Source organism: Paenibacillus sp. 7516, from assembly GCF_002272715.1.
Taxonomy (GTDB): Bacteria; Bacillota; Bacilli; order Paenibacillales; family Paenibacillaceae; genus Paenibacillus; species Paenibacillus illinoisensis_A.
This window is the reverse complement of record NZ_NPBI01000024.1, coordinates 168,324-181,622: the sequence shown is the minus strand read 5'-3', so window position 1 is coordinate 181,622 and position 13,299 is coordinate 168,324. Positions and strand designations below refer to the sequence as shown.

The 13,299-nt window shown below is 47.8% G+C and carries 13 protein-coding genes; 4 read left to right on the top strand and 9 right to left on the bottom strand.

Going from position 1 to position 13,299, the window contains the following annotated elements:
- Window positions 1-65: 65 nt before the first annotated feature.
- From CHI14_RS30545 to CHI14_RS20395, 5 genes are all read right to left on the bottom strand, one after another.
- Window positions 66-1,112, bottom strand: a complete 1,047-nt coding sequence (locus tag CHI14_RS30545; protein WP_349290391.1) for a DUF2339 domain-containing protein — start codon at window positions 1,110-1,112, stop codon at window positions 66-68.
- Window positions 1,015-2,562, bottom strand: a complete 1,548-nt coding sequence (locus tag CHI14_RS30540) for a DUF2339 domain-containing protein (protein WP_249281182.1) — start codon at window positions 2,560-2,562, stop codon at window positions 1,015-1,017. The genes CHI14_RS30545 and CHI14_RS30540 overlap by 98 nt, the downstream gene beginning before the upstream one ends.
- A gap of 201 nt (window positions 2,563-2,763) precedes the next feature.
- Window positions 2,764-4,080 (bottom strand): MFS transporter, encoded by a 1,317-nt coding sequence (locus CHI14_RS20405; RefSeq protein WP_095290747.1) that lies wholly within the window; start codon window positions 4,078-4,080, stop codon window positions 2,764-2,766.
- A gap of 272 nt (window positions 4,081-4,352) precedes the next feature.
- On the bottom strand, window positions 4,353-4,997 hold the full coding sequence (locus CHI14_RS20400) for a bifunctional 2-keto-4-hydroxyglutarate aldolase/2-keto-3-deoxy-6-phosphogluconate aldolase (RefSeq protein ID WP_095290746.1): 645 nt from the start codon (window positions 4,995-4,997) through the stop codon (window positions 4,353-4,355).
- Between the two features lie 69 nt (window positions 4,998-5,066).
- Window positions 5,067-5,864 (bottom strand): IclR family transcriptional regulator, encoded by a 798-nt coding sequence (locus tag CHI14_RS20395; protein WP_095290744.1) that lies wholly within the window; start codon window positions 5,862-5,864, stop codon window positions 5,067-5,069.
- 272 nt (window positions 5,865-6,136) lie between these two features.
- Here CHI14_RS20395 and CHI14_RS20390 point away from each other — a divergent pair, with 272 nt between their 5' ends.
- Window positions 6,137-6,721, top strand: coding sequence for a P-loop nucleotide/nucleoside kinase family protein (locus CHI14_RS20390; protein ID WP_095290743.1), 585 nt, complete (start codon window positions 6,137-6,139; stop codon window positions 6,719-6,721).
- A 140-nt stretch (window positions 6,722-6,861) separates the two neighbouring features.
- Here the strand turns inward: CHI14_RS20390 and CHI14_RS20385 are convergent, their stop codons facing one another.
- The gene (locus CHI14_RS20385) at window positions 6,862-7,908 is read right to left on the bottom strand and encodes an LCP family protein (RefSeq protein ID WP_095290742.1); all 1,047 of its coding nucleotides are present in this window, start codon (window positions 7,906-7,908) and stop codon (window positions 6,862-6,864) included.
- Between the two features lie 115 nt (window positions 7,909-8,023).
- Here CHI14_RS20385 and CHI14_RS20380 point away from each other — a divergent pair, with 115 nt between their 5' ends.
- Window positions 8,024-8,998, top strand: coding sequence for an aldo/keto reductase (locus CHI14_RS20380; RefSeq protein WP_095290741.1), 975 nt, complete (start codon window positions 8,024-8,026; stop codon window positions 8,996-8,998).
- Window positions 8,999-9,143: 145 nt separating this feature from the next.
- Here CHI14_RS20380 and CHI14_RS20375 read toward each other — a convergent pair whose 3' ends face one another.
- From CHI14_RS20375 to CHI14_RS20365, 3 genes are all read right to left on the bottom strand, one after another.
- A complete protein-coding gene (locus CHI14_RS20375) occupies window positions 9,144-9,599 on the bottom strand; it encodes a MarR family winged helix-turn-helix transcriptional regulator (RefSeq protein ID WP_095290740.1) in 456 nt (151 codons plus the stop codon).
- Window positions 9,600-9,681: 82 nt separating this feature from the next.
- Complete coding sequence (locus tag CHI14_RS20370) at window positions 9,682-10,359, bottom strand: TIGR00266 family protein (protein ID WP_095290739.1); 678 nt, start codon at window positions 10,357-10,359, stop codon at window positions 9,682-9,684.
- Window positions 10,356-10,754, bottom strand: coding sequence for a winged helix-turn-helix transcriptional regulator (locus tag CHI14_RS20365; RefSeq protein WP_095290738.1), 399 nt, complete (start codon window positions 10,752-10,754; stop codon window positions 10,356-10,358). Before CHI14_RS20365 ends, CHI14_RS20370 begins: the two co-directional genes overlap by 4 nt.
- Window positions 10,755-10,921: 167 nt before the next feature.
- Here CHI14_RS20365 and CHI14_RS20360 point away from each other — a divergent pair, with 167 nt between their 5' ends.
- Both CHI14_RS20360 and CHI14_RS20355 read left to right on the top strand, forming a co-directional pair.
- Complete coding sequence (locus tag CHI14_RS20360; protein WP_095290737.1) at window positions 10,922-12,109, top strand: MFS transporter; 1,188 nt, start codon at window positions 10,922-10,924, stop codon at window positions 12,107-12,109.
- Window positions 12,110-12,333: 224 nt separating this feature from the next.
- Window positions 12,334-13,179 carry an aldo/keto reductase gene (locus CHI14_RS20355; RefSeq protein WP_095290736.1) on the top strand — a complete coding sequence of 282 codons (846 nt, stop codon included), beginning with the start codon at window positions 12,334-12,336 and terminating at the stop codon, window positions 13,177-13,179.
- The last annotated feature ends 120 nt before the right edge of the window (window positions 13,180-13,299 follow it).

Genomic DNA, 13,299 nt, shown 5'->3' with positions numbered 1-13,299 from the left:
TTGCGTTGCTTAGAAATGTACCATTGAAAATGCGATCTGACGATTGTTCATATTTAAAAAAGTACTTACTCAGACCTATCCGATTCTTCCACCTGTGGGGTCTTCTTGGCCTGAGCTTCCTCCATCCGACTGGATACCTTCTGATACAGATACGAAATGCCCAGCAATAACACACCGAAGCTAAAGTAGGCGATGATTTTACTGCCCGTTGTCAGCAAACCGACATCGTAGAATACCATTTTCCCTGTGGAGAATAAGGTCAGACCGAGTCCGAGACGACGAATCATGACGTACCTTCTACGGAATCCGTAAGCAATATAGAGAATCGCAAGCAGCAGATACATCAAGCTGAACATCAGACCGATGTCTCCCCATTGAAACTGCACCGTCAGGAAGACTGTGATGACACCCAACAGGTAGATTCCCGCAATGACCGGGTACCACTCCACGCTCTTGAACTGTCCGCGTATGCCCGCAATCAGCAAGTCTCTTCCAGCGAAAAACACCCCAATATTAAAAATAATCAGAACCAGCAATCCCACTATCTCTGCAGCCGTATGCTGCTGGGCTCCAGGATCGAGTGCCGGCATGGACAACGTTACTGCAAGTGCAATACAGCAGCCTGCTGCATGCAGAAAGGTTGTGTAGTACTTTACCATCTGGTCATGGAATAACTTAGCTCGGCTTAAGGCATACGCCAGTGCGATGGTTAATGCAGCAAACATCAGCCATTTGTAGAACAAGTAGAGTAGGAAGGTCCCATCAACTGCTCGGGTATAGAGTTCATTAGACTCGTACAGAACATATATCCATAGGTTGCCAAGGGTAACGTACTTGAATATATTCAGCCCGCCAAGCTCCAGCACACTATGATGAATTTTGGTTTTGGACAATAGCCCTTTCCCGCTGCCAACCATGGCATAATACGATGTAATCAAAAGCGCACCCAGCGTAATACAGGAGTATTTCAGCATAAAATAGGATTGCTCCCCCACCATGTATAGCACCAGCACATCATAATATACGAAGGTGAACACACACAGGATTACAACGCCCCACCCCGCACGTTCTACTGATCTGAACTGTTTCAGATGACCTAGGATAACAAGCAAAATCCCCTCGATTAACCATCCCCATGGACAGCCACTTCGCCCCAAACTGGAACGGAATCATCAGAATGGCAAAGGTCAAGGATGTGATATAGAACAATAGTATGGTTTGTTTCTCCTGAACCATATTGCGGTGTACCCACCCGGCGAGTCCAACATACACCAGGGAGAATATAAGCGCCAGCAGGGCGAAGTCCCACCAGGTCAATTTAACCCGATGTTTGAATGGATACGCGAGTGTAATTCCCAGATATAATGCAAACGTAGCAACTGAATACACCATGCCCACAACGTTGTTCGGCGATAGCCACAGGAGGATTAACATGGACGGTGTATTAAACAGAAAACTGATATAATGCACGATCGGCCAACGTTTTCCGAAGGAAATGAGTACAATAATGCCGTTAAGAAGCAGCAAATAGACCATGGCAACATACACAGAGTTCCCGCTGAGTCCGAAATAGGCCATATACGAGAACAGGGGAAGATAACCGCCCACCAGGCCAAGCGAGCAGATCGTCCTCGACTGATATCTTAGCGATAGCAGGACGGACACCGCCGATACAAGGACAGAAAGTCCAAGACCCGTATATAGACCGATAATATGGAGCAGAAAATAACTGTAGAAAATAGAGCCGAACAGTACTGAGATTCCGCCTCCAAGCAATCCCATCGCAAACGTCTGACGTTTCCGCCGAAACAGCCACTCCCCTCCGGCAAGCATCAGCACGCCGAGCAGGAAGAACGCACCGCCCTTCATCTCATCATTGAACCACGTGGAGTACGAATACTGGAACGCTGCACCAACGCCAAGAATAATAAGCAGGATGGCAACCTTGTTGATCCAGCTTAGCCCAATCTTCATCTCCATGCGGTTCTGACGAATCCGGCGCTGAATGGTTTCTTCACTCAAACCTTCCTCTGCCATATGCTCATAGCCAAGCTGCATCTGCTGCCGAACTGCTTCTTCCCGTTCCTGCAGCGTTTGTCTACGCCGTTCGATGCTTTCCTTCACCTCTGCAGCAAGATAAGCAATCCTCTCCTTGAACTCCATCGCATCTTCCTGAAGTTCCTCCGAAGCCTTATTGAATAGAGCGTTCATGTTTATTTTGGTACGATGTTCGTGAGCTTCCAACCGGTCATTATGTACAGCTGTTTTCCCGCGGAAATATGTCTCCATTTTCTCCTGGGATACGCGAATAAGATTCAGCTTCTCATCCAGCATCTGTTCGGACAACGCCATCCGAAGACGGGCATTCTCCTCCTCCATCTTGCGTGCACGTGCCTCGATCTGACGCAGCTTCAACTCGTGTGCATCCACCTGCTCACGAAGCTGTTCATTCTGCACAATCAGGTCATCGGACTGATAGTCCTGAAGCAGCGTGTTGTATTCTTTCACCAACTGCCTTTGCTGTTCCTGAACCTGGCGAAGTCGGTCCTTGAAGTCCTTCATAAGGCTCCTCCATTGGTTGATGTTAATCTATTTTCCTGTATTTTACTATATATGCATCCAGAAATGAGCTTTTAATTATAACTTTCCAACCAATAGACATGGCCAAATAAAAAAACATCAGCAACCCTGGTTTTTGAAATGACAAATGCCAGAGTATGCTGATGCTTTCTTATATAGAAGTTAAGTTTTTACTCAACAGCTTCAGTGGACTGCTTTAGAGATTGGTTTTTTCAGAAATACACCGTAGGATAGAGCGCCCAAAAGCAACAGACCCGCCCCTAGCAAAAATACATTATTAAAGCTGCCTGTGGTATCCAAAATGTATCCGGTTACAATGGGAGCAAGCGCTGCACCCAGGAATCCGCCAAAGTTCTGGATCGCTCCCAATGAGGCCACTTGTTCCCCAGGAGCAATATCTGCTGCCAGAGTCCAAATCACGCCGGATGGCAGCTGCGAAGCAAAGTAACCTATGGATAACAATACGATGCTCACTACTGTATTATCGATGAACGGAATAGGTGCTACTGAAGCTGCGGCCAGAATAGCTCCGCCAACAATGGGAACCTTGCGTGAGGTGACCGCATTGACCCCTTTTCGAATGAAAAAGTCCGAGATCAACCCGCCCAGCAGAACTCCAATAATTCCAGCTACGAACGGAATAGATGCAATCCAGCCTGTTTCTTTCAACGTAAAGCCCTGCTCCTTCTCCAGATAGCTCGGAAGCCATGTCAGGTACACCCAGATGGTAAACATAATACCGAAGTTTCCGATAATCATAAACCAGGTGCTTTTATGCTTGAACAGTGAACCCCAGTTTGCTTTTGGTGCCTCTGCAACCGTTGTTCCATCCACACTCTCGCTCTGGTTTGCAGCAGCTTCCACGCCCTTGATCATCTGCTTTTCGGTAAACGTCGGGTCACGATATACCTTGATCCAGATCAGCATGATGATTAGACCGATTACACCGACAAAAATAAACATGCCTCTCCACGTCATCGTTAACATCAGAACGGTTAGCAGTGGAGGTGCGATTGCATTGGCAATCTGTGAGCCGGTATTAATAATAGAGGTTGGCAACCCTCGCTCACTTTTGGCAAACCAGCGCTCTGTCACCTTCAGCCCAGAAGTAAAAAAAGGAGACTCGGATACACCAAGCAGCATCCGCATAGCGTATAACAGAGAATAAGTATTGGTAAATGCACTCAGAATGGTAGCTATTGACCACAGGCCTGAAGCCCATGCAAACATCTTTTTGGGGCCAAACTTGTCTACCAGCCAGCCCGCAGGCAAATTCGCTAATGCATAAGGCCATAAAAAAGCGGATAACAGTAAGCCCATCTGCGTGGAGGACAGCCCAAATTCTGCTGCAATGGTTGTATTGGCAATGCTCAGGTTGGACCTGTCCAAATAGTTAACGACTGCACCCAGCAGCAATAACAGGATAATTCCCCATCTCAAACCCACTTTTGGAGCTTGTGGAACCGAGGCAGGGGATGTTGATGTTTTTAACGTTGCCATTGAACTCACTCTCCTCAACATATATAAATTACAATTACTTAAATTATATATAATGAATAAATATGGTAATTAAAGGCGACAGCTAAACCTTACTGCTTTCCAATAATACCGCAGCATCCAGTTAAGTATACGTTTTCATAACATGGTAACGAATTTCTTTATTGCAACAGCTGCTCTTATTCAGTACCCTGCGGGTTCACAACGGTCAGCCCGGAGATCTATCCTTGATCGTTGTGAACTTCGCACGGTCAACGTAAGCCGGATGAAGCAAATTAGCGTGCAGCCGCTACTGCCTGCAGAAATTCTTCAGCAGCCTTCGTTACTCGCCCGTAATCCCCCGAGTCTTTAGCGGCTTTGGTGATATAGCTGCCCACACCAACTCCAATACAACCCGCAGTTAACCATTCATGCACATTTTGCGGTGTAACTCCGCCAGTAGGGGCAATCGCCGCTTGTGGCAGAGGGGCAGAAATCGCTTTTACATATTGTGGCCCTACGGATTCTGCCGGGAACAGCTTGACGATATCTGCACCCGCTTCAAGACTTTCGACGATCTCCTTAGCTGTGAACGCACCACTGATCGTAACCGCCTGGTACCGATTAGCCACCTTGATCATGTCAGGATTGAGCTGAGGACTTACCAGCATCTCAGCCCCTGCCAGTATGGCAGCTCGGGCTGTCTCGCCATCCAGAATGGTGCCTGCACCAATCAGAATACCTTGGGATGAGTACTTTCGTGATAACACCTTAATTACATCCAGTGCACCTGGCACACTCATCGTAATTTCGAGCGCCCGAATCCCCCCTGCTATTGCCGCCTCGGCGACAGATAATGCCTCTTCCTCACTGTCTGATCGAATTATCAACACAATTCCAGTCTCAGCAATGGTGTTCATACTCTCCAACTTTCGCCACATATCAATTTCCTCCTCATCCCTATCTGTCTATTGTTAAAACCATGTATATTGGGTTTGGTTCACTTCGGTCTACTCCTGCTTTCCCGGGTATAACCGATCACCGCTGAAACCAAGTTGACCTGAAAGCTTCCATGCCGCTTCCTTGACCAGCTTTACAATGCTTGCCTCACGTTCCGGAGTCATCGTGGAATACATGCTGGCAACACTGATTGCTGCTACTGGCTCCTCCCACTGATCATAGACAGCAGATCCAATGCAATACATCTCCAGATGGTCTTCTCGGTCATCAATGGAATAACCACGCTCGCGAATCTCCTGCATGTCCTGCAAAATATCAGGAATCGTTACTTTAGAGTAGGATGTGCGCGATGGAATCTCGCCTTCTCCCAAAATCTCCAACACTTTACTGGTCGGCAGGGCAGCCAACAGCGCTTTGCCCAGACCTGTAGTATGCATATATCGGCGGGAACCCAGCTTAGCTGTTGGACGCATCACCGAATAACTCTCCGCTTTGTCCAAATATACAATCTTCCCCTTATCCTCAATGCCAAGAAAGGCCGTGCTTCCGGTCTGACGATTAAGCTCTTGAAGCAAAGGTCTAGCCAGATGTGGAACGCCCATGTTGGACAAATAAGCCATGCCTGTTTCAAACACCGCGATACCCAGCCGATATGTCTTGAGACGTATATCGTCCATTTCAATAAACCCTTTGTGCAGCAAAGTTTGCACGAGTTCGAACCCACTGCTTTTTGGCATGTTCATCTGTTTGCAAATTTCATTCAGTGTTAACGGAGCACCACTCTTGGCAAATAAAACGAGTAAATCAGCAACTCGTTCCGCAGATTTATTCATGCGAATATTGTCCATGCTATCTCCTTCAATTTCTTCGACGTCGAAGTTCGCATATGTGAACTTATTTCACATCACCGAACGATGCCCTCATTATAGATCAGCGCCTCGAAAAATATCAACCGCTTTCTCAAATTTTTTTATTTATTATTTTTCCACAAAAAAGATTGTATTTCGAAAGAAAACGGTATACTCTAAAAGCGAATGTTCACCAACACGAAACTGGTTCGTATATGCGAACCCAGAATGTAGGATTATCTATGATTTAACTATCATTTAGGGGGAAGCTCATGAGACCTGTCCTGATTTTTCTAATCGGTTCTGCCGGCTCTGGCAAATCGACGATCGGCAAAAGGCTTGCTGCCGAACACCATCTTTGTTATCTGGATAAAGATGTCGTATGTAACACTTTTACGGGAAAGCTTCTGGAAGCACGTGGCTATTCCCCTCACGAGCGCGACGGCAACGCCTATTACCGCGATATCGTGATGGATCTGGAGTATGAAACGTTATTAAATGTGGCTAATGACAATCTGCAGTTAGGCAGATCGGTCATTCTGGACGCACCTTTTGTTGGTTACTTTCATAAAAGCGATTACATTAATCAATTGATCTCCAAGTATGAGTGGAGAGAGGTCATTCCTGTCGTATTACGAGTTGATGTGAATGTAGAGGTTCTACAGCAGCGGCTCAGAAACCGGGGCCTAGAGCGAGACAGGTGGAAACTGGATCACTGGGATTCCTTTGTCGAAGGAATGCAGGCCAACATCTGTAAGTGGGAAAATATTGAACTCATCACCGTAGATAACAGCTCAGAAGAGTGCGATCTGAGACATCTTATGTCGATCCTACCTTTATCTGCTGTGTCATCTTGATGCCCTAGCCTTTAACGAAGAAAACACGAGCCAAAAACTTCTGATCTCATATTCTATTCCATAAAAAAAGTACACGGACGTTTAACTATCCGTGTACTTCCCTATATCTATACTACTGACAACTCGTTACTTCTTCCGTCCTAATATTTGTCCGCTGGTTCGTTCTCATCTGTTGTCTCCGGCTCAATCACTTGTGCAGCGTTCGGGTCCAGCCAGCTGGCAATCATTCCATGCACATGCTGCAGATCATCCTCCGATAGATCATAATACCAAGTTCCACTGCGGGTTGCGCCTTCACCTTTCAGCATATAGTTGCTGATTGTTGGCGCGCTGTCTTTCATATATAAGGACTCGGCAAAGTTCACGATGAAATCCGAGCTCATATTGGTTGTAAAGTTCGATCCGGCAATCTTGATGACGTCCGGGATCTTGGTCAGATTTTTGACCTCCAATGCACGATTCATGAACGCGCTCAGGAAAATCCGGTGGCGCATCGTCCGGTTAAAATCGGAGTCCTCCCGGTATCTGACATAGCCAAGCGCTTCTTCGCCGCTATAGATGGGTTTGTTTGCTTCCACAAACAGCTTCTCATGACTCTTGAGCTTGTTCTCGATATTTTTCTTGATCGGCAGCTCAACGCCGCCAACCGCATCGACAATATCCTTGAGTCCGTTAAAATTAATCGCGGCATAGAAGTCCACCTTGTTCCCCAGCAGATTCTCCACCGTATCCATAGCCATCTTGGCCTCGCCATGGGCATAGGCTGAATTAATCTTCGATTTCACATCCCGCCCGACAATCTCGGTATAGGAGTCTCGCGGAATGGACAGCAGCAGCACTTTATTGTCTTCCGGACGCACGACGGAATAGATGATCGTATCCGAACGGCTTGGTTCATTATCCCGTTGATCAATCCCCAGCAGCAGTAGCGAGAATGGGTCAGTGTGTTGTACCACAGGGACTTCCGCATTCTGATCTCCAACCGGTTTGAAGGAGTCATCAAGCGCTTCCTTCACCGTACCTGAGGCAAATAGGTTAAATGCCAGCACTACAAGTTGTTTTTGGTAGACATATCCGAGTCCTCCCAGCACGATCAGCACGCTTAGGGTAATGATTAGAGGTTTCTTCCATCTCTTCTTCGGTTTCTTCGGCTTCCGGCGGGTTAAATGTGCAGCACTGTTTTCCATCATATCTCCTTTAATAACGGGTTCTTAGAATCATTTAACTATATTAATAACACGTTTTCAATAGATTACGTTATAATCTGCTATACAAGAACTGACACAGAAGGAGCGATGATGAATGGAATATCGACGTTTGGGCAACAGCGGCTTGCGTGTATCCGCACTTGGGCTCGGTACGAATGCTTTTGGTAAACGTGCAGATGACGCGGCTTCAATCCGCATTATTCATGCAGCACTGGATCAGGGAATCAACTTTATCGATACCGCCAACATCTACGCCGGAACCGAATCGGAACGGATTATTGGACAGGCCCTGCAGGGTCGACGTGAAAACGCCGTGCTTGCAACCAAGGCCGGACTTCCCCGGCATGATGGTCCGCATGGGCGGGGTTCCTCCCGCTATCATTTGCAGCAAGAACTGGAACAGAGCCTCCGGCGTCTGCAGACGGACTACGTGGATCTGTATCAGATCCACACGTTTGATCCGTACACTCCGCTGGAGGAAACCTTGCGAACGCTGGACGATATGGTGTCCTCCGGTAAAGTTCGCTATATCGGAGCGTCCAACTATGCGGCCTGGGAACTCATGAAAGCTCTCGGCATTAGCGAACTGAAAGGTCATGTGCGCTATATTTCCACTCAAACCAGCTACTCCCTGGCAGACCGCACCCCAGAGCTGGAACTTGTCCCCATGTGTCTTGATCAAGGCGTCGGAATCATTCCCTATTTCCCACTTGCGGGCGGCATTCTAACTGGCAAATATAATGCACAAGCTGGCATTCCTTCGGGCTCTCGAGCGGATACGGATCCATCCTTCAACCGGTTCCTGTTGGAGCACAATGTCAGATTAGGAGAGCAGGTAAGCGAGAAAGCAGCAGAATACGGCTGCTCTCCAAGTGTTCTGTCGCTCGCCTGGTTGCTGGCTCGTCCAGCCGTTTCGACGGTAATCGTTGGTGCCACGCGTACCGAGCAGCTGGAGCACAACCTGGCTAGTTTAAGCCTGGAGCTTACGCCAGACATGATCACGGAGTTGGATCAACTTAGTGACTCGTTCCGTCATGGCGAGCCGTTCGCCTCGTACCGGCTCGAATAGAAGCTATTAAAAAACCTCCCCGGCTCATGGTCTGGGAGGTTTTCAATGTCTGTATGTAGAGAAGGCCAGGTGCCAACTCATCTTACTTTGCTTCGATGGGTATATCATCTATGAGTTCAATAAATTGTGGGATGCCATACAGCGACTATTCCGATTTATGTTTGATAAGCTTCCGCATAATGTCCATATACTCTTCCTTATGATCGCTTACCAGGTCAAAGAATTGTCTGTCAGCCTCTTCAACAAGCTGAATTCCCCGATTGGCCAGTTCCGTGCCTTCCGGCGTTGTAGCAATAATGTTCGCACGGGTATCGGTTTGATGGCGACTGCGATGGATCAATCCCCGTTTTTCAAGCGCTCGAAGAACCTGAGAGGTGACATTCACATCCACGTTGGCAAAATGCGCAAGCTGAACCTGCGTTACACCTTTCCCTTCCGTATCTCTCTCATTCAGCCATAAACAGCCATGCAGAAGTACAAATTGCGGCGGGGTTAATCCCAATGGATCAAGCACCCTGCGTACTTCCTTCTGCCACATCGTTGTGACCTGCCACAGCAGGTGTCCTGGACTTTCATGTGCGTTTTTATACTGTGAACTCATCTCATTTATTCCTCCATCACTGATGCCTTGGGACTGGTTGTATGCCGTGCATTGTAGAGATCATCGGATGGCTGACTGATCGTCAGCGGGAAGGGATGAACTGCTTCACCCATTGTCCGAATCCCTGCGGATTGCGGCTCTGGATCAGGACTGTGCCCTCGCCTCTGAATCGGCATACCAGTCCTTCACCACTGGTCACACTGGATAACCAGCCCTGCGATGCTTTTTCGATATGATACTCCATATATTGAGGCCAGGCAACCAAGTGAGCGTTATCCACAATGACTTCTTCTCCAGCTGCCAGATGAATAGCGTGAATTGCACCATATGAAGACAGAAATACCGTGCCTCTCCCGCTAATCTCTACAATGAAGAAACCCTCTCCCGAGAAGAGCCCCTTCTTCAGGTTTTGCATTTTACTATTTACCTGAATGCCTTCTGTCCCGGCCAAAAATCCATCCTTCTGCACATACAAAGAATAGGAGCCATCCAGCTCAACAGCCTCCACGCCGCCCATGGTGGAAGGTGACAGCAAAATCTCTGCAGGCCCTCCTGCAGCAGTTAACTCTTGAAAAAAGAACTTCTCCCCGCTGATCATTCTGCCGAATCCGGCAAACATGCCGCCCTCCGCAGATCCTTTCAGCTGCACTGTCGGTGTCATGGATACCATGGCGCCGCTCTCTGCCTTGAATCGCTCTCCGCGCTGCAAACGAACCTTGAGCATGGCAAAAGCACCTTCATGCAAAATCTCATAATTCATTGCTTGATCAGCTCCTTGTTCTCATCCGAATCAAAATGGTTCAATCCATTGTCCTCGAGCATCGCTGATTTGTCTCCGTACTCCTTCACGATGTGCTGCTCTCCCCAATTGCATAGTGCATTCAGAATTGGCTCCAGACTCCAGCCATATTCACTGAGCTCATACTCTACCTTGGGTGGGACCTGATTATAGACGATCCGGTTCACGATCCCGTCATCCTCCAGCTCCCGAAGCTGTTGGGTTAACATCTTTTGGGTAATGGCGGGCATAATACGCTTAAGATCACTGGTACGTTTTTTGCCATGTGTGAGATGGCAGAGAATGACACACTTCCACTTGCCGCCGATCACCTCAAGCGTAGCCTCGACCGAGATATTGTATTTTTTTCTGTTCATTATATGCTTCCTCCCCTCATCATCTGATGAACTTGCCAAGCTTAGCTATATAGGCACCAAAAAGTACGTATGGTACTAAAAAGTACGTACTATTCATTTTATATCGAATAATTCATAATAGCATTTGCCGGTACGTAAATCTACATTCGGGGAGTTGAACAAGAAACATGGTACAAGATTCAAAACGCAGCACCTGGGCCCTACTCGCACTTGCCATTAGTGCGTTTGCCATCGGCACGACTGAGTTTATCAGTGTAGGACTGCTGCCACTCATTGCGGGTGACCTGGGCATTTCCGTAACTACAGCGGGACTGACCGTTACTTTATATGCGCTCGGTGTAACCTTCGGGGCGCCCATCCTGACCTCATTAACTTCAACCGTGTCACGCAAGACACTGTTGATGGCCATCATGGTTGTTTTCATTGCAGGCAATACGATGGCCGCGCTATCCAGTGGCATCACCATGCTGCTTATAGCCCGGATTATTTCAGCCCTGTCACATGGGGTTTTTATGTCCATCGGTTCCACTATTGCGGCTGACCTCGTGCCAGCAAACCGCCGGGCCAGTGCCATTGCGATTATGTTCTCGGGCCTGACCATCGCTACCGTGACCGGGGTGCCTCTCGGTACGCTGATCGGTCAACATTTAGGTTGGCGTGCTGCATTTATTCTCATTGTTATTGTCGGCATCATTGCCCTTATTGGTAATATGGTACTTGTTCCTTCCACCCTGCAGCGCGGAACACGCACAGCATTCCGTGACCAATTGAAGCTTGTAACGGGAGGAAGGCTGCTGCTGGCGTTTGCAATCACAGCGGTCGGGTATGGAGGGACATTCGTCGTTTTCACGTACCTATCTCCGCTTCTGCATGATATCAGCGGATATTCCGAGAAAACCGTGGCAGCCATTCTGTTGTTATACGGAATCGCCATCGCAATCGGCAATATCATTGGGGGCAAAGCGGCCAACCGTAATCCGCTGAAGGCATTATTTTATATGTTTATCGTTCAGACGGTCATTCTGGGCATACTATACTTTACCGTACCGTTCAAGCTCGCAGCACTGCTCACCATTCTCGGCATGGGTCTGCTTGCCTTCATGAATGTACCCGGACTTCAGATGTATGTCGTCACGCTCGCAGAACGCTATGCGCCACAGGCCAAGGATGTGGCTTCTGCCTTCAACATCGCTGCCTTTAATGCGGGTATCGCCATAGGCGCATACCTGGGTGGGGTCATAACCGACTCCATTGGGCTTGTGCATACGACTTGGGTTGGAGCAATTATGGTTCTTGCCGCCGTTCTCCTGACAGGATGGGCCAGAGTCCTTGAACGCAGATCATCAGTTGCATAAGCATTCGATATGAGAACGGGCTACACCGAAAAAAATTTAAATTCTCAGACTGATCACGTTCAGCGACTCATGAAGCCCTTATTTAAAGGAACCGGTTTCGCATGGTATAGTATTATAGTACATTGGACCCTATTTAATCTACTCTCATTTAATTTTGGGGGATCAGATTGAACGATTTGAGAATTACTTTTTTTGAATTACGAACACACTTAGGAGGTCATCACATGACAGCGCAACACTTACAATCTACAGTAGCTTTGCATAACGGCGTTCAAATGCCTTGGTTTGGACTAGGCGTATTTAAGGTAGAAGAAGGCGCAGAATTGATCGAAGCGGTCAAAAAAGCAATCCAGCATGGCTACCGCAGCATTGATACTGCCGCTATATATGGTAACGAATCCGGTGTTGGACAGGCGATTGCCGAAGCGTTGAAAGAAAACAACCTGAAGCGCGAAGAACTGTTTGTCACATCCAAAGCCTGGACTGCAGACCTTGGATATGAAGAGACTCTTGCAGCCTTCGATACAACTTTGAACAAGCTCGGTCTGGAATATCTGGATCTGTACCTGATTCACTGGCCAAAAGCAGGCAAATACAAAGGTGCATGGAAAGCGATGGAAGAGCTCTATGCTGCAGGTCGAATCAAAGCGATTGGTGTAAGCAACTTCCAGATCCATCACCTTGAAGACCTGATGCAGGATGCCAAAGTGAAACCGATGGTTAACCAAGTCGAGTACCATCCTCGCCTTACTCAGGTTGAACTGAAAGCCTTCTGTGAGAAACATGGTATTCAGCTTGAAGCCTGGTCCCCGCTGATGCAGGGTCAACTGCTGGACAACCCGGTACTTACCGAGATTGCTTCTGCCAAAGGCAAATCCGTGGCACAAGTCATCCTGCGCTGGGATCTGCAAAACGGTGTCATCACCATTCCGAAGTCCACTAAGGAAAATCGGATCATTGAGAACTCTTCCATTTTCGACTTTGAATTGTCCAACGATGAGATGGATCGAATCAGCGCCCTCAACGAAGATGTTCGTGTTGGACCAGACCCGGACAACTTTGATTTCTAATTTAAATGAAGCAAAAAGCCTCCATTCCCTCGCATATGCGGGGGTTGGGGGCTTTTGTGTGTTTTGGTTTGCAATCCTTCTCAAGGAAAAGCCTTATCACATAGAGGACACTCCTGAGTT